A 16,270-nucleotide genomic window follows, 5' to 3' on the forward strand; every position below is an offset into this window, starting at 1 on the left:
GAGACCGCGCTGGTCGTTGCCGATAGCGTCGTTGTATGGACGTCTCTTGGGAAGGGCTCGGCTGGGAGCGGTTGGGCAACGGTGTGGGCCGGCGAAGGCTTCCGGTATGGGACGCGACGGCCGCGCTGGTGGCGGGAGCGGACCGTGCGCTGCTCTTCGACACCGGTTCCTCGCTGCGTGAGGGCGCGGAGCTGCGCTCCCAGACGCAGCGTCTCCTGGGCCGGAGGGTGACGCATATCGCACTCAGCCACCCGCACTTCGACCATGTCCTGGGCACCGCGGCGTTCGCGGGGGCCGAGGTGTTCGGTGCGGTCGGTCTGGCGGCTCTGCTCCGGAACGGGAGGGAGGAGCTGCACAGCTCGGCGGTGCGCCACGGGGTGCCCGAGCACGAGGCGGCGGAGGCCGTGGACGTGCTGGTCGCGCCGCGGCACGAGGTGTGCGGGGAGTGGACCCTGGATCTGGGCGGCGGGCTCCAGGTGCTCCTGGCCGACGTCGGGCCGGGTCACAGCGGTCACGACCTGGCGGTGCTGGTGCCCGGCTCGCCCGCCGTGGTGTTCTGCGGGGACCTGGTCGAGCAGTCCGGGGAGCCGCAGGCGGGCAGCGACGCCGTCCCGTCCCGCTGGCCGGCCGCCCTGGACCGGCTGCTCGCGCTGGGGGGTGAGGAGGCGGTGTACGTACCGGGGCACGGGGCGGTCGTGGACGCCGCGTTCGTGCGGGCGCAGCGTGACCGGCTGGCGGCGCGTTTCGGCGTGTCGTGACCGTACTCCGCCGTATCGTTCTCCGATGCGCAGCTACCAGCCGGACCTGACCCCGCCGTGGAAGAAGTCCGTACCGGTCCCCGAGGTCCCCGCCGAGCCCGATCTGGTCGTCGAGGACGCAACCACCGGTTTCTGCGGGGCGGTGATCCGCTGCGAGAAGACGGCCCAGGGGCCGACGGTGACCCTGGAGGACCGCTTCGGCAGGCACCGGGTGTTCCCGATGGAGCCGCGCGGCTTCCTGCTGGAGGGCCGGGTGGTCACGCTGGTCCGCCCCGCATCCGCCACGCCCGCCCGCCCCGCCCGTACGGCGTCCGGTTCGCTGGCGGTGCCCGGGGCACGCGCGCGGGTGGCGCGGGCGGGCCGGATCTACGTGGAGGGCCGCCACGACGCGGAGCTGGTCGAGCGGGTGTGGGGCGACGACCTGCGGATCGAGGGCGTGGTGGTCGAGTACCTGGAGGGCATCGACGACCTGCCCGCGATCGTCCGCGACTTCTCCCCCGGCCCGGACGCGAGGCTGGGCGTCCTGGTCGACCATCTGGTCCCGGGCTCGAAGGAGTCCCGCATCGCCGCTCAGGTCTCGGACGGCGACGTCCTGGTGGTGGGCCACCCCTACATCGACGTCTGGGAAGCGGTGAAACCGTCCTCGGTGGGCATCCCGTCCTGGCCGAGGGTCCCGCACGGCCAGGACTGGAAGACGGGCGTCTGCCGCGCGCTGTCCTGGCCGGAGAACACGGGCGCGGCCTGGCAGCGCATCCTGTCGACGGTGCGCTCCTACCGGGACCTGGAGCCGGAGCTGCTGGGCCGGGTGGAAGAACTGATCGACTTCGTCACGGCACCGGAGTAGGACCGCCCGGCCTGGCGCGAAGGTGTCCTCAATCGCCGGACGGGCTCGACTTTCCGCACCGTGTCCCGCCCCGGCGTTAGAGGGCAGGCGTTTCAGCCCGGCCGGCGTTGAGGACCGGGGCCCGGGGCGGAGCCCCGGAGCAGCGCGCCGCAGGCGCTCAGTCCACCAGGTCCCGGACCACCGCATCCGCCAGCAACCGCCCCCGCAGGGTGAGCACCGCCCGCCCCGAGGCGAACGCCTCCGCCTCCAGCCGCCCGTCCCCCACGGCCCGCTCCGCCGCCGCCAGCCCCGCGGGCGCCAGCAGCGACAGCGGGCAGCCGTCCACCAGCCGCAGTTCCAGCAGGATGCGCTCCACCCGCCGGTCCTCCGCCGACAGGACCTCGCGCCCCGCCCCGGGCGACCGCCCTTCGGCCAGGGCCTGCGCGTACGCCCCGGGGTGCTTCACGTTCCACCAGCGCACCCCGCCCACATGGCTGTGCGCACCGGGCCCCGCGCCCCACCAGTCGGCCCCGCGCCAGTAGAGCTCGTTGTGCAGGCACCGGCCCTGCGGCGTACGGGACCAGTTCGACACCTCGTACCAGGAGAACCCCGCCGCGGCCATCGCCTCGTCCGCGATCAGGTAGCGGTCGGCGTGCGCGTCGTCGTCGGTCATCGGGATCTCCCCGCGCCGGATGCGCCGGGCCAGCTGGGTGCCCTCCTCGACGATCAGCGCGTACGCCGACACGTGGTCCGGCCCGGCGCCGATCGCCGCGTCCAGCGTGGCCCGCCAGTCGTCGTCCGACTCCCCGGGCGTGCCGTAGATCAGGTCGAGGTTGACGTGGTCGAAGCCCGCCTCCCGGGCCTCGGCGACGCATGCCTCGGGCCGGCCGGGCGTATGCGTGCGGTCGAGGATCCTGAGCACGTGCTGCTTCGCGCTCTGCATGCCGAAGGAGACCCGGTTGAAGCCGCCTTCCCGCAGCGCCTCCAGATACGCCGGACCGACGGACTCCGGATTCGCCTCCGTCGTCACCTCGGCGTCGTCCGCGAGCCCGAACTCGTCACGGATCGTCCCCAGCATCCGTACGAGATCGGCGGCGGGCAGCAGCGTGGGCGTGCCGCCCCCGACGAAGACCGTGCGGACCGGACGCGGGTCGTCGCCGAGCACCTTGCGCGCCTGGCGGACCTCCTCGGTCAGATGGGCCGCGTAGTTGTCCCGGGAGGCGAGCGCACCGCCGGTGCCGCGCAGCTCGGTGGCGGTGTAGGTGTTGAAGTCGCAGTACCCGCAGCGGGTCGCGCAGTACGGGACGTGCAGGTAGAAGCCGAGCGGTCGGTCGGCGGCGCCGTCCAGGGCGTGGCCGGGCAGCGCCCCGTCCTCGGGCACGGGCTCACCATCGGGCAGTACGGAAGGCATACCGCCCATTGTCGCTCGCCGCAGGACTCGCCCCGCACACCCGCGTCTCAGTCGGCCCGGAGCACCAGGAGGGCGAGGTCGTCGTCGGGCGGCCGCTCGGCGAAGTCGTGGACGGCCCGCTTGATCCGGTCCGCGATGCCCTCGGCGGAGAGCCCCGCGCAGCCTTCCAGGGCCCGCGCGAGGCCGTCCCCGTCGTCGAACATGGCGGGCCCGGAGCGCCGCTCGGTCACCCCGTCCGTGACGCAGAGCAGGCTTTCACCCGGTGCCAGATCGAAGGTCTGGCTCTCGTAGGCGACGTCCTCCACGACGCCGAGGAGCACCTGCGGCTCCGCGGCGATCCGTACGGAACCGTCCGGACCCAGCAGCAGGGGCAGCGGATGCCCCGCGCTGGCGACGGTGCAGCGCACCCCGCCGCCCGGGAGCGGCACGACCTCCCCGTACAGGAGGGAGAGGAACCGGGACTGCGAGCCGTCGAGGATCTGCTGCCCGCCCGCCGCCGCGACCATCAGGGCTGCGGCCTCGGCCGCTTCCATCGCGTCGTCGAGGAGGAGCCGGTTGAGCCGGTCCAGGACCTCGCCGACGCCGAAGCCCTCGCGGGAGAGCAGCCGCAGCCAGGGGCGGGCGAGGCCGGTGACGACCGCGGCCTCGGGGCCGCTGCCCTGGACGTCCCCGAGGACGAAGCACCAGCGGTCGCCGGGGCACGCGAAGATGTCGTAGAAGTCCCCGCCCACGACGCCGTCGTCCCCCGGTTCGTACACCAGGGCGCTGCTCACACCGGGGATGTCGGCGACCTTGCTGGGCAGCAGTCCGCGCTGGAGGATGCGGCTGATGGTGGCCTGGCGCGTGTAGGCGCGGGCGGCTCCGACCGCGAGGCCGACCCGGCGTACGAAGTCCTCGATCAGCGAGGCCACCTCGTCGGGCACCCGGGCGACGCCCTCCCGGCCGACGAGCACGGTGCCGAGCGTGCGGCCGCCGGCGGTGACGCGGTAGGCGAGCGCGGCCCCGTCGCGGCCCCCGGCCAGCGGGGCCGCCCCGCCGTCCGGCGCCTCCCCGTGCTCGGCCGGTATCGGGCAGGGGTCCTGGCGGCCGGCGCCTACCCCCGGCCACGGCACGGGTACGGGGCCCGTGCCCGTGCTGCCGGGCAGGCTGGGCGGCTCCTTCTCCAGCACCGTGCGCAGCTGTTCGGTGTCGCTCTCGTCGCTGTGCCAGACGCGGGCCAGCCGGGGGACCGCGCCGGCCCCGGAGCCCTCGCTCTCCAGCCAGATCGCGCACCAGTCGGCGAGCCTCGGCACGAGCAGCTGCCCCGCTATGGCGGCCACCAGGTCCTCGTCGAGCTGGCCCGCCAGCAGATCGGACGCCTCGGCGAGGAAGGAGAGCGCGGCCCTGCTGTCCCAGTCGGCGTCGTCGCGCTCGATGCGCCGGGACGCGGGGGCCAGGATCTCGGCGGCACGCAGCCCGTGCTGGACCACAGCCTCCTCCGAGGGACCGGCCGCCCCGCTCCAGCCGTCGAGGCGGAGGCGGGCCCAGACGGTCTTGAGGCCGGTGCGGTAGGTGACGCCCCAGGACTCGGCGAGCGTGGCGACGAGGTGCAGGCCGCGGCCGTACTCCGTGGGATCGGGAACGGGCGCCTGTCCGGTCCCGGAGCCCTCTCCGCGTACGGCGCGCGCGGGGTGGTGGTCGGTGACCTCCGTCACGAGGGCCGCCGTCTCGCTCCCGGACGCCTCTTCGAGGCGCAGGAGCAGTTCGACGGTCGTCCCCGCGTGCACGACCGCGTTGGTGACCAGCTCGTTGGCCACGGTCACCGCGTCGTCCGCCAGCCGGTCGCTGAACCCCGCGGCGGCGGGTACGCCGAGCCCGGTCCACTCCGCGAGGGCGGCGCGGACGAAGCCGCGGGCCGCGGAGGGCGTGAGGGCGACTCCGGGCAGGCTCGTACGGACCACCGGGGGCGGATCGTCCCGCCGGCCGGAGACGGCGGTGGTGGGACGGTGAACTGTGTCCCGCTGCAAGGGAATTGGCCCCACGGTGCGGCTCCTACCGGGTCTCACGAGATGCGGCCGACGACACACGACAGAGTGACAGACCGGCCGCGCGCATAAGCACCGAGTTACCGAAGTGGGCAAGGAAGCGGGCGCGGACGAACAGCGGATGAGCACAGGGAAACGGGGACGGGACCGGTGGGTGAAACTCCCACCGGTCCCGTCCCCGTACGCGTACCGCTCAGGCCGTCCCCGCCCGTGCGCGATCCCGCCCGCGCGTCACGCCTCGCGGGACCCCGCGTACATGTCCTCGATGAGCTGCTTGTACTCGCGCTCGACGACCGGCCGCTTCAGCTTCAGGCTCGGGGTCAGCTCGCCGTGCTCGATGTCGAGGTCACGCGGCAGCAGCCGGAACTTCTTGATGGCCTGCCAGCGCTGGAGGCCCTCGTTGAGGCGCTGCACATAGCCGTCGATGAGCTCAACCGTCTGCGGCGCCGCCACGACCTGCGCGTACGACCTGCCGCCCAGGCCGTTGTCGGCCGCCCAGCCCAGCAGGGTCGGCTCGTCGAGGGCGATCAGGGCGGTGCAGAAGTTGCGGTCCGCGCCGTGCACCAGGATGTTGGAGACGAACGGGCACACGGCCTTGAACCGGCCCTCGACCTCCGCCGGGGCGATGTACTTGCCGCCCGAGGTCTTGATCAGGTCCTTCTTGCGGTCGGTGATCCGCAGGTAGCCGTCCACCGAGAGCTCACCGATGTCACCCGTGTGGAACCAGCCGTCGGACTCCAGCACCTCGGCGGTCTTCTCGGGCAGCCGGTGGTAGCCCTCCATGAGACCGGGGCCGCGAAGCAGGATCTCGCCGTCGTCGGCGATGCGGACCTCGGTGCCGGGGAGCGGCTTGCCCACCGTGCCGGTGCGGTACGCCTCGCCCGGGTTGACGAAGGAGGCGGCGCTCGTCTCGGTGAGCCCGTAGCCCTCCAGGATGTGGATGCCGGCGCCCGCGAAGAAGAAGCCGATGTCGGGGGCGAGCGCCGCGGAGCCGGAGACACAGGCCCGGAGCCGCCCGCCGAACGCCTCGCGGATCTTGGCGAAGACCAGGGTGTCGGCCACCTTGTGCCTGGCGCCGAGCGCGAAGGGAACCGATGCCCTGCCGGTGCGGCGGAAGTTGTCCTGCGACACCCTGGCGTACTCGCGGGCGACCCCCGCGGCCCACAGGAAGATCTTGTACTTGGCGCCGCCACCGGCCCGTGCCTTGGCGGCGACCCCGTTGTAGACCTTCTCGAAGATCCGGGGAACGGCGGCCATGTACGTCGGCCGGACCACCGGAAGGTTCTCGATGATCTTGTCGACCCGGCCGTCGATGGCGGTGACGTGGCCGACCTCGATCTGGCCGGAGGTGAGGACCTTGCCGAAGACGTGGGCGAGCGGCAGCCAGAGGTACTGGACGTCGTCCGTGGACAGCTCCACGGCGGTGACGGTCGCCTTGGCCATGTACGACCAGTTGTCGTGCGGCAGCCGTACGCCCTTGGGCCGGCCGGTGGTGCCCGAGGTGTAGATCAGGGTCGCCAGCTGGTCGGGGGTGATCGCCGAGACCCGGTCCGTGACCGCGTCCGGGTGCTTCTCCAGGTACGCGGCGCCCTGGGCCTCCAGCTCCGCGAGCGTGAGCACCCAGCCCTCGGGGTCGTCGGCGGCGGGCTCGACGCCCGCCGGGTCGATGACCACGACGTGGGCGAGGTCCGTCAGCTCCGACCGGCGCTCCCGCGCCTTCGCCAGCTGGACCGCGTCCTCGGCGATCAGGAAGCGGCTCTCGGAGTCGGTCAGGATGAAGGCCGACTCCTCGGCGTTCGTGGAGGGGTAGATCGTGGTGGTGGCCGCACCCGCGCACATGACCCCGAGGTCGGCGAGGACCCACTCGACCCGGGTGGAGGAGGCGAGCGCCACCCGCTCCTCGGGCTGGACACCCAGCGCGATCAGCCCGGCGGAGATGGCGTACACCCGTCCGGCGGCCTGCGCCCAGCTGAGCGACTTCCAGCCGTCGGGGCCCTGGCCGGAGGCGGCGGGCACCGGGTAGCGGTACGCCTCCGCGTCCGGCGTGGCGGCCACGCGGTCGACGAAGAGATTCGCCACGGAGGGCGGTCGGTTATCGATCAGGGTCTTTGTGTCGCTCACGACGTCCTCCGGGCCTGCGGCATTGCTACGACCGGTTACTTGATCCTGCTTAAGATGCCTGCTTCTGTCCTGCTCTGTACCTGCGGTGCTTCTACGGTGCTTCCACGTTGCTTCAATGAGTTTTCCTGCTGCGTTCCTGCCGCGCGGTCCCGCTCGGTCACGCTTGTTTAACTGGCGAGTAACCCGACGGGCCGTGATCAGGGTAGAGCGCACGCGCCCCCCGCGTAAGGGGCAACAGGCCGCCGCTTTGGTAACGAACGGGCCCCCGTGCCGCAGGGTGCTGCGGCACGGGGGCCCGGAAAGCTACTCCTCGGTACGGGAGGGCTACTTCTTGGCCTTGCTCTCGCCGGCGGACTCGTCCGTCGACAGCACGGAGATGAAGGCGTCCTGCGGAACTTCCACGTTGCCGACCATCTTCATGCGCTTCTTGCCTTCCTTCTGCTTCTCCAGCAGCTTCCGCTTACGGGAGATGTCACCGCCGTAACACTTGGCGAGGACGTCCTTGCGGATGGCGCGGACGGTCTCCCGGGCGATCACCCGGGAGCCGATGGCGGCCTGGATGGGCACCTCGAAGTTCTGCCGCGGAATGAGCTTCTGCAGCTTGGCGACGAGCCGGACGCCGTACGCGTACGCCTTGTCCTTGTGCGTCACCGCGGAGAACGCGTCGACCTTGTCGCCGTGCAGCAGGATGTCGACCTTGACGAGCTGGGCGGACTGCTCCCCCGTGGGCTCGTAGTCGAGCGAGGCGTAGCCGCGGGTCTTGGACTTCAGCTGGTCGAAGAAGTCGAAGACGATCTCGGCGAGCGGCAGGGTGTAGCGGATCTCGACCCGGTCCTCGGAGAGGTAGTCCATGCCGAGCAGGGTTCCGCGGCGCTGCTGGCAGAGCTCCATGATCGCGCCGATGAACTCGCTGGGCGCGAGCACCGTGGCGCGGACGACGGGCTCGTGCACCGCGTCGATCTTGCCCTCGGGGAACTCGCTCGGGTTGGTGACGATGTGCTCGGTGCCGTCCTCCATCTCCACGCGGTAGACCACGTTCGGGCGGTGGCGATGAGCTCCAGACCGAATTCGCGCTCCAGGCGCTCACGGACCACGTCGAGGTGGAGCAGTCCGAGGAAGCCGACACGGAAGCCGAAGCCGAGCGCCGCTGAGGTCTCCGGCTCGTACACCAAAGCGGCGTCGTTGAGCTGGAGCTTGTCGAGGGCCTCGCGCAGGTCGGGGTAGTCCGAGCCGTCCAGCGGGTACAGACCCGAGAACACCATCGGCTTCGGATCCTTGTAGCCGCCCAGCGCCTCGGTGGCCCCGTTGTGCAGGGAGGTGATGGTGTCACCGACCTTGGACTGCCGGACGTCCTTCACACCGGTGATGATGTAGCCGACCTCGCCCACGCCGATGCCGTCGGCCGGGGTCATCTCCGGCGAGGAGACACCGATCTCCAGCAGTTCGTGGGTGGCGCCCGTGGACATCATCCTGATGCGCTCGCGCTTGTTGAGCTGACCGTCGATGACACGGACATAGGTGACGACCCCGCGGTACGGGTCGTAGACCGAGTCGAAGATCATCGCGCGAGCGGCCTCGTCCGCCTTGCCCACGGGGGCCGGGACGTCCCGGACCACCCGGTTGAGCAGTGCGTCCACGCCGATCCCGGTCTTGGCGGAGACCCTGAGGACGTCCTCCGGCTGGCAGCCGATGAGGTTGGCCAGCTCCTCGGAGAACTTCTCGGGCTGCGCGGCCGGCAGGTCGATCTTGTTGAGCACCGGGATGATGGTGAGGTCGTTCTCCATCGCGAGGTAGAGGTTGGCGAGTGTCTGGGCCTCGATGCCCTGCGCCGCGTCCACCAGCAGGACCGTGCCCTCGCAGGCGGCGAGCGAACGGGAGACCTCGTACGTGAAGTCCACGTGGCCCGGCGTGTCGATCATGTTGAGGACGTGGGTGGTGCCCTGGTCCTCACCCAAGGTGGGTGCCCACGGCAGACGGACCGCCTGGGACTTGATGGTGATGCCGCGCTCGCGCTCGATGTCCATCCGGTCGAGGTACTGAGCACGCATCTGCCGCACGTCGACCACACCGGTCAGCTGAAGCATCCGGTCGGCAAGCGTCGACTTGCCGTGGTCGATGTGAGCGATGATGCAGAAGTTGCGGATCAGCGCCGGGTCGGTACGGCTCGGCTCGGGCACGTGGGTAGGAGTCGCGGGCACGCAGGGTCCTGATTCTTGAGACGCCGAACGCCGTGTCTCGGGTCGATGTCGGGTCGGTCGGATCGATACGTAAGCTCCATCGTCCCACGGCTGCGGGGCAGGGACCGGTTTGGGCCGGTAGGACGGCGGCTGGTACCGTGGGCAGCTGTGCCTCGTGGCCCTCAGAAGCGCGTGGCGCACATAGAAGATCCAACGAACCTGAAAAGGCTCTATCTCGTGGCGAACATCAAGTCCCAGATCAAGCGGAACAAGACGAACGAGAAGGCGCGCCTGCGCAACAAGGCCGTCAAGTCCTCGCTCAAGACCTCGATCCGCAAGGCCCGTGAGGCTGCCGCTTCCGGCGACGTCGAGAAGGCCACTGTGGCCGTCCGTGAGGCGTCGCGTCAGCTGGACAAGGCTGTCTCGAAGAACGTCATCCACAAGAACGCTGCCGCCAACAAGAAGTCGGCGCTCGCGCTCAAGGTTGCCGCCCTTCAGGGCTGAGCACTGATGTGATCGCCGGAACGGACTCAGCGGGCCCTCTCTCCCGCTCCTGACCGGCACCCCGCGCCGCACACCGAACCTGCGTTCGCCACGCGGGTGCGGCGCACCACAGCGTCAACCGAAAGCCCCGGCACCGCCCTCCCCAGGGCGCGGACCGGGGCTTTCGGTATGCGCACCGAGCATGCACACCGAGCACGTCACACCTCCGGCCCGAGACCGGCCACTTCAAGCCCGCCCGCCGCCTGAGGGGAAAGCGGCGACCCCGGGCCCCAGGCGCTACCGCCCTGCCCGCGCCGCCCGCGCAACCGCGACCACGGCCTTCTCCAGGGCGTACTCCGGGTCGTCCCCGCCGCCTTTCACCCCCGCGTCCGCCGCCGCGACCGCGCGCAGCGCGTCCGATACGCCGTCCGGGGTCCAGCCCCGCATCTGCTGGCGCACCCGGTCGATCTTCCACGGCGGCATCCCCAGCTCGCGGGCCAGATCCGCGGGGCGCCCGCCCCGCGCCGACGAGAGCTTCCCGATCGCACGCACCCCCTGGGCGAGGGCGCTGGTGATCAGGACGGGCGCGACGCCGGTCGACAGCGACCAGCGCAGGGCCTCCAGGGCCTCAGCCGCCCGGCCCTCGACCGCACGGTCCGCGACCGCGAAGGACGAGGCTTCCGCGCGCCCCGTGTAGTAGCGCCCGACGACCGCCTCGTCGATGGTGCCCTCGACGTCGGCCACCAGCTGGGAGACCGCGCTCGCCAGCTCCCGCAGTTCGCTGCCGATGGAGTCCACCAGGGCCTGGCACGCCTCGGGGGTCGCGGAGCGCCCCAGTGCGCGGAACTCCGACCGTACGAAGGAGAGCCGCTCGGCCGGCTTGGTGGTCCTGGGGCAGGCGACCTCGCGCGCACCCGCCTTGCGGACCGCGTCCAACAGCCCCTTGCCCTTGGCCCCGCCCGCGTGCAGAAGGACGAAGGTGATCTCCTCGGCGGGAGCGTTCGCGTACGCCTTGACGTCCTTGACCGTGTCGGCGGAGAGATCGTGTGCGTTGCGCACGATCACCACCTTGCGCTCGGCGAAGAGCGAAGGGCTGGTCAGTTCGGCGAGAGTGCCGGGCTGCAACTGGTCGGAGCTGAGATCCCGCACGTCCGTGTCGGCGTCGGAGGCGCGGGCCGCCGCCACCACCTGCTGCACGGCACGGTCGAGGAGGAGGTCCTCCTGGCCCACCGCGAGGGTGATGGGAGCGAGCGGGTCGTCGGTGGAATTCCTTCTGGTGGCCATCGCGATCCAGCATCCCACGCCCCACCGACAGCCGGTTCTGCCGGCTGTCGGGCCCGTCCCCGCGCGTACCCGAGAATGGCCAGGTGAGCGATGTGAGACATGTACTGGTACTGGCGGACCGCGATACGGCGGAGGAGGTGGCGGGGGAGCTCTCGGACCGCTTCGGTGTCACCGAGGAGCCCCAGCTCGTACGCGACGCCCTGGCCGGCGAGGACGACGCCGAGGACGCCCAGTGGCTGGTCGTCGTGGAGGACCCTGCCGGACGGCTCGACTCCGCGGCCCTCGACGCCTTCGCCGCCGAGTTCGACGGATGGCTGGAACAGCCGTAGGGGTGTCAGCCCTCGGGGACGGACGACGATCCGGATGTCCGGCCCGATGTGCCGGGTCCCGCCGAGGACCTTGCGGACCCGGCTGTCGGTGACGCCGCATTCCGCCTGCCGTACCGGTTCGCTGACGGGGTCCACGACCCGGCGGACTCCGCACCCCGGCGTGGGACGGCAGGCGGGGGCGGCGGTGCGCGGAAGGCTCGGCGAAGGCCCCGCCACGCGCAGTCCCCGAACGGCTCCTGCCGCCCTCGGCGCTCAGCCAACGGCCGAACATGGCGTACTCGCAAGGACGTGCCTCCCCCGAGGGCCATCACCCGCCGACGATCATGCATTCGCTCCGCCGGTCCGCCCACGCGGGGTCGCCACTTCGGGGAGGCGGTCGAGCAGCAGCCCGAAGTGGTCGCGGTAGGCGGCCAGCACCTCGGCATCGGTCTCCAGCGGCGTCTCGTGGCGCTCACCTTCCACCGTCCTGACCAGCTTCCGGCCGCTGAGCGTGATCCGGCCGTCGTCCGTGACCCGGGAACAGACGACGGACCGCAGGAAGTGCGAGTCGGGCGAAGTGCGGTGATACCAGGCGCCCACCCGGAACTCGGCCAGCGACCTCGGCCGCAGGTCGAGACGGAACTCCCGGCAGCCGCCCCGCAGCAGGTCCACATCGCCCTGCGGCGCCTCCCGGAACCGGAAGGCACCGCCCGGGTCCTGCTGCTCGGCCCGGTCATCGAGCGCGAGGGGCCACAGCGCGTGCTCCCCGAATCCCACATCGGCCAGCCAGGGGCCTGTGTCGTCGTCGGTCTCGACGCGCAGCGCCATGTGGTCGTACGGGATGCCGAGCTGTCCGCCGTCGCCGAAGACCCGGGCCTGGAGCAGCGTGACACGGAAGCCGAGGGCGCGCAGCAGGAAGGCGAAGGCGCCGTTCAGCTCGTAACAGAAGCCACCGCGGCGGGCCCCCACCACCTTGTCGAAGAGGGCGCCCTCCTCCAGGACGATGTCCTCGCCGTAGTGGACCGACAGGTTCTCGAAGGGGACCGCTGTCAGATGGCGGAGCTGGAGCTCGCGCAGGGCCGCCGCGTCGGCGCGCTCCGGGCGGGCGGCTCCGATGCGCTCCAGGTAGGCATCGGCCCGGGCGTCCGCGGAGAGGTCGGCGTACGCGGGAACGGTGGTCGTCGGCGAGGCATCCGCATTCATGCCGAGAGTCTGTCCCGGCTGCGCGCTCCCGCGCCAGCGCCCTCGGTCCCGCGCGGGCGACAGACCGCCCGCTCACGCACTGCCGCCCGGTCATGCGCTGCGGGCCCCTCATGAACTACCCACCGCTGTGAGCGCCGCGCCCGCCCCCGTGACCGCGACGGAACCGTCCGTGTCGGTACGCAGCACTCGCGCGCCCCCACGCGTCAGCGCCTCGACCGTACGCGCCGACGGATGACCGTACGGGTTGTCCGTACCGCAGGAGATGAGGGCGAACCTCGGCCGCGCGCCCCGCAGCAAGGCCGCGTCCTGGTACGCCGATCCGTGGTGGGCCACTTTCAGGACATCCACCCGGGGCAGGTCCGGATAGCTGCGCAACAGCCCTCGCTGGGCGGGTGGTTCCAGATCACCGAGGAGCAGCAAGGTCAGCTCTCCCGACCGGACGAGGAGGGTGACGCTGGAGTCGTTCGGCTCCTCCGTCACGAAACGGGGCACGGCGCCCCGCCCGCCCCTCCGAACGTCCTCCTGCGGCCAGATGATCCGCCAGTCGAGCGGGCCGATCCTGCGGTGCTCCCCCGGGACCGTACGCACCAGGGGGACTCGGGCCGCCGCCGCGGTTCTCCGTACGAATGCCGCCTGTTCCGGCGGCTCGTCCAGGCTCGTCGTCTGGATCGCCCCCACCGCCCGGCCGCGCAGCACGCCGGGCAGACCCCTGACGTGGTCGGCGTGAAAATGGGTGAGCAGCAGCAACGGCACCCGGGTGACCCCGAGATCGCGCAGGCAGCGGTCAACGAGCCGGGGTTCGGGGCCCGTGTCGACGACCACGCCCGTACGGTCGCCGGCCGCCAGGACCATGGCGTCCCCCTGCCCCACATCGCAGAGCGCGAACGCCCAGTGGGGCGGCGGCCACCCGGTCATGATCCGGGTGAGCGGCACCGGCCGGAGCACCGCGAGGACCAGGAGCAGGGCGGCGATCGCGCAAATCCAGGGCAGCCGGGCCAGACGGCGGGCGAGGAGCACGAGCAGCACCGTGAGGGCGGCCAGCAGCGCCGCACCCCGCCACCCGCCCGGCCAGTCGATCTGCGCCCCGGGCAGCCCCGCCCCGGTGCGGGCGACGGAGGCGATCGACCCGACCGGCCATCCCGCGACCACCGCCAGCAGTTCGGCCACGGGCATGGCGACCGGGGCGACGGCGAGCGCCGCGAACCCGAGCACCGTCGCGGGTGCCACCGCGAACTCCGCGAGCAGGTTGCAGGGAATCGCCACCAGACTCACCCGTGAGGCCAGGACGACCACCACGGGTGCGCACACCGCCTGCGCGGCTGCCGCCGCGGCGACCACTTCGGCGATCCGGTAGGGCACTCGTCGGCTGCGCAGCGCGGCGCTCCACCGGGGCGCGAGGGTGAGGAGCGCGCCGGTGGCCAGGACGGAGAGCAGGAATCCGTAGCTGCGGGCCAGCCACGGGTCGTAGAGCACCAGCAGCAGCACGGCGGCGGCCAGAGCGGGGATCAGGGAACGGCGGCGGCCCGTCCCGATCGCGACCAGGGTGATCAGTCCGCAGGCCGCCGCGCGAAGGACACTCGGTTCGGGACGGCAGACCACGATGAAGGCGAGCGTCAGCCCGCCTCCGATCAGTGCGGTCGTGCGCAGGGAGATTCCCAGACGGGGTGCCAGACCCCGGCGTTCGGTCCGCAGGGCGGTGCCGGGTGGTCCGATGAGCAGGAAGAGGAGAATCGAGAGGTTGGCTCCCGACACAGCCAGCAGGTGCGTGAGGTCGGTGGCCTTGAAGGCGTCGTGCAGCTCGGGGGTGACCCGCGAGGTGTCGCCGACGACCAGCCCCGGCAGCAGCGCCCTCGCGTCCGCGTCCAGCCCCGCGGACGCCTCTCGCAGCCCCGCGCGCAGTCTCCCCGCCGTGCGCTGGAGGAGGTTGGGGCCCTCGATGATCCGGGGTGGGTCGTCCGCGTCGGTGCGCAGGACGGCGGCGATACGTCCCCCTTCGTGCTGCGGAGGCGCGAGTCCGCCTCTCAGGTACAGACGGGTGGAGGGCAGCAGAGCTCGCCAGCTCGCCGCCTCCTCACCGGGTGAGACCATGACGAGTACCGGTGTACGCAGTCGGGTGACCGTCCCGTCGGTGCTGGTCAGCCGCTCGACCTGGGCGTCCAGCAGCAGGGAGACAGGCGTGCTGTGGTCACCCCGCACACCCGGCCGTGTCTGCCGCGGATCGGAGGTGACCGTGGCCTCCACCGTGACCTGGCTGTAGGCGTCCGCCAGGCCGGGGAGCGGCCCCTGCCTGACCTGGGCACCGTGCAACCCGGCAGCCGCGGCCCCCGCGGCCGAGGCCAGCAGTACAGCGGCGACCCCGGTGGCCCGCAGCCGTCGTCCCTGCGCCCCGGTGCCCCGAGTGGTCCCGGCCGTCGCCGACCGGGCCCGGGCGAGGAAGCCCACGGCCACACAGAAGCAGGCCACCACTCCCGCGACGACCCACAGCCCCGGTGCCCCGAGCGCGAGCGCCGCCGCGCCCCACACCGCCAGTGCGGGAGGGACCAGGCGCAGGTCGGCGGGCCCTTCCTGTCGCGGGTCGGACGCGCCCAGCCTCCCGCCCGACGCCGCGTGGACGTCGGGGCCGCTCATGGCCGCACCAGCGGCTGGAGGTCCTCGAACCGGCGGTCACCGATCCCGTCGACTTCGCGGAGTTCGTCGACGGACCGGTAACCGCCGTGCTGGGTGCGGTAGTCGACGATGTGCTGGGCGAGGACCGGCCCGACACCGGGAAGTGTTTCCAGCTGTTCGACGGTCGCCGTACTGAGGCTGACCGGTGCCGCCGGAGCTGCTGCTCCCGTCGCCCCCACTCCGGGTCCACCGCCTCCCGCGCCCCCCGTGGACCAGGGCCCGGCAGGCATCCCCACCACCACCTGTTCCCCGTCCGTCAGGACCCTCGCACGGTTGAGTCCCGTGACGTCGGTGCCGTCCCGCACCCCGCCTGCGGCACGCAGGGCGTCAGCCACCCTCGACCCGTGCGGAAGATGCTGGATGCCCGGCCTGCGCACCTTGCCACTCACATCGACGACGATCCGCCCGCCCGCCGCACCGGCTGGCGGTGGTCCTGCCGACGGTTGCGGCAGCGGCCCGGAGCCCTCGGGAAGCGGAACTCGGAGCTGCGCCTGCGCACTGGGGCCGTCGTTCACCGGTTCGGGAGCGCTGACGGCCTGTGGCCGCCCCGACCAGAAGTGCGTCCCCGCCAGAATCGCGGCCGCGACCATCACCACTCCGAGCGCGGCGAGAGGTCTTGGTTCCAGCCCGCACCGCAGTTGCAGCCACAGCGGCAGCCGCTCCCGCAGCGCGGGCATCACCCGGTCACGCCACCCCGGCCGCTCCCGCTCCTCCCCTGCTGCCCTCACTTCCCCGGCAGGGGCGGGCAGTGCGGAGGGAGCCGGTTCGAGCTCCGCTCCCCCGGCGTGGACGGGGGCGGTGTGCGAGGGCGGTCCTGCGGGGCCCCCGCAGGCTGCCACCCCCGCCATCAGCTCATCCGCCCTGCGCCGCGAGGCCGCCGCGACTGCCGCCGCGCGCCCGCGCGTCACCCGTCGGCGCCCGTGACGATCGACACGGCGGGCACCGGGTCCGACGCCCGCCCCGGCCGCCCCGCGCCCGGGCCCGTGGCCGGCCCCACCCGCCGACCGCCGC

The 16,270-nt window shown here is 72.3% G+C and carries 11 protein-coding genes and 1 pseudogene; 4 read left to right on the forward strand and 8 right to left on the reverse strand.

Annotated elements, in window-relative coordinates; all coding sequences use genetic code 11:
• The first annotated feature begins 35 nt into the window (after positions 1–35).
• Positions 36–758, forward strand: a complete 723-nt coding sequence (locus Sfulv_RS09085) for an MBL fold metallo-hydrolase (protein ID WP_173313219.1) — start codon at positions 36–38, stop codon at positions 756–758.
• Between the two features lie 25 nt (positions 759–783).
• Positions 784–1,602 carry a DUF3097 domain-containing protein gene (locus Sfulv_RS09090; protein ID WP_173313220.1) on the forward strand — a complete coding sequence of 273 codons (819 nt, stop codon included), beginning with the start codon at positions 784–786 and terminating at the stop codon, positions 1,600–1,602.
• Between the two features lie 157 nt (positions 1,603–1,759).
• Here Sfulv_RS09090 and hemW read toward each other — a convergent pair whose 3' ends face one another.
• The 4 genes and pseudogenes from hemW to lepA all read right to left on the reverse strand — a co-directional run bounded on the left by hemW (position 1,760) and on the right by lepA (position 9,335).
• Positions 1,760–3,001, reverse strand: a complete 1,242-nt coding sequence (gene hemW / locus Sfulv_RS09095) for a radical SAM family heme chaperone HemW (RefSeq protein WP_173313221.1) — start codon at positions 2,999–3,001, stop codon at positions 1,760–1,762.
• 38 nt (positions 3,002–3,039) lie between these two features.
• Positions 3,040–5,013, reverse strand: coding sequence for an ATP-binding SpoIIE family protein phosphatase (locus tag Sfulv_RS09100; RefSeq protein WP_173313222.1), 1,974 nt, complete (start codon positions 5,011–5,013; stop codon positions 3,040–3,042).
• 234 nt (positions 5,014–5,247) lie between these two features.
• Positions 5,248–7,137, reverse strand: coding sequence for an AMP-dependent synthetase/ligase (locus tag Sfulv_RS09105; protein WP_173313223.1), 1,890 nt, complete (start codon positions 7,135–7,137; stop codon positions 5,248–5,250).
• A 324-nt stretch (positions 7,138–7,461) separates the two neighbouring features.
• Positions 7,462–9,335 (reverse strand): annotated as a pseudogene (lepA, locus tag Sfulv_RS09110) (translation elongation factor 4).
• Between the two features lie 216 nt (positions 9,336–9,551).
• Here lepA and rpsT point away from each other — a divergent pair.
• Positions 9,552–9,818 (forward strand): 30S ribosomal protein S20, encoded by a 267-nt coding sequence (gene rpsT / locus Sfulv_RS09115; protein ID WP_173313224.1) that lies wholly within the window; start codon positions 9,552–9,554, stop codon positions 9,816–9,818.
• A 276-nt stretch (positions 9,819–10,094) separates the two neighbouring features.
• Here the strand turns inward: rpsT and holA are convergent, their stop codons facing one another.
• Positions 10,095–11,081 carry a DNA polymerase III subunit delta gene (gene holA, locus Sfulv_RS09120; protein WP_173313225.1) on the reverse strand — a complete coding sequence of 329 codons (987 nt, stop codon included), beginning with the start codon at positions 11,079–11,081 and terminating at the stop codon, positions 10,095–10,097.
• 83 nt (positions 11,082–11,164) lie between these two features.
• Between holA and Sfulv_RS09125 the strand changes: the two genes are divergently transcribed.
• The gene (locus tag Sfulv_RS09125) at positions 11,165–11,410 is read left to right on the forward strand and encodes a hypothetical protein (RefSeq protein WP_173313226.1); all 246 of its coding nucleotides are present in this window, start codon (positions 11,165–11,167) and stop codon (positions 11,408–11,410) included.
• Positions 11,411–11,731: 321 nt separating this feature from the next.
• Here the strand turns inward: Sfulv_RS09125 and Sfulv_RS09130 are convergent, their stop codons facing one another.
• The 3 genes from Sfulv_RS09130 to Sfulv_RS09140 form a co-directional block, all read right to left on the reverse strand.
• On the reverse strand, positions 11,732–12,592 hold the full coding sequence (locus Sfulv_RS09130) for an arylamine N-acetyltransferase family protein (RefSeq protein ID WP_173313227.1): 861 nt from the start codon (positions 12,590–12,592) through the stop codon (positions 11,732–11,734).
• A gap of 108 nt (positions 12,593–12,700) precedes the next feature.
• Positions 12,701–15,220: a ComEC/Rec2 family competence protein gene (locus Sfulv_RS09135; RefSeq protein ID WP_173313228.1), complete on the reverse strand. Its 2,520-nt coding sequence runs from the start codon at positions 15,218–15,220 to the stop codon at positions 12,701–12,703.
• The gene (locus Sfulv_RS09140; RefSeq protein WP_371874716.1) at positions 15,217–16,110 is read right to left on the reverse strand and encodes a ComEA family DNA-binding protein; all 894 of its coding nucleotides are present in this window, start codon (positions 16,108–16,110) and stop codon (positions 15,217–15,219) included. Before Sfulv_RS09140 ends, Sfulv_RS09135 begins: the two co-directional genes overlap by 4 nt.
• Positions 16,111–16,270: the final 160 nt, after the last annotated feature.

The organism is Streptomyces fulvorobeus (assembly GCF_013167895.1).
GTDB classification, from domain to species: domain Bacteria; phylum Actinomycetota; class Actinomycetes; order Streptomycetales; family Streptomycetaceae; genus Streptomyces; species Streptomyces fulvorobeus.

Excerpts from the sequence above, each read along its gene's own strand:
- Sfulv_RS09085 (WP_173313219.1), top strand. The coding sequence starts at position 36 with ATGGACGTCTCTTGGGAAGGGCTCGGCTGGGAGCGGTTGGGCAACGGT.
- Sfulv_RS09090 (WP_173313220.1), top strand. The coding sequence starts at position 784 with ATGCGCAGCTACCAGCCGGACCTGACCCCGCCGTGGAAGAAGTCCGTA.
- hemW (WP_173313221.1), bottom strand. The coding sequence starts at position 3,001 with ATGGGCGGTATGCCTTCCGTACTGCCCGATGGTGAGCCCGTGCCCGAG.
- holA (WP_173313225.1), bottom strand. The coding sequence starts at position 11,081 with ATGGCCACCAGAAGGAATTCCACCGACGACCCGCTCGCTCCCATCACC.
- Sfulv_RS09130 (WP_173313227.1), bottom strand. The coding sequence starts at position 12,592 with ATGAATGCGGATGCCTCGCCGACGACCACCGTTCCCGCGTACGCCGAC.
- Sfulv_RS09135 (WP_173313228.1), bottom strand. The coding sequence starts at position 15,220 with ATGAGCGGCCCCGACGTCCACGCGGCGTCGGGCGGGAGGCTGGGCGCG.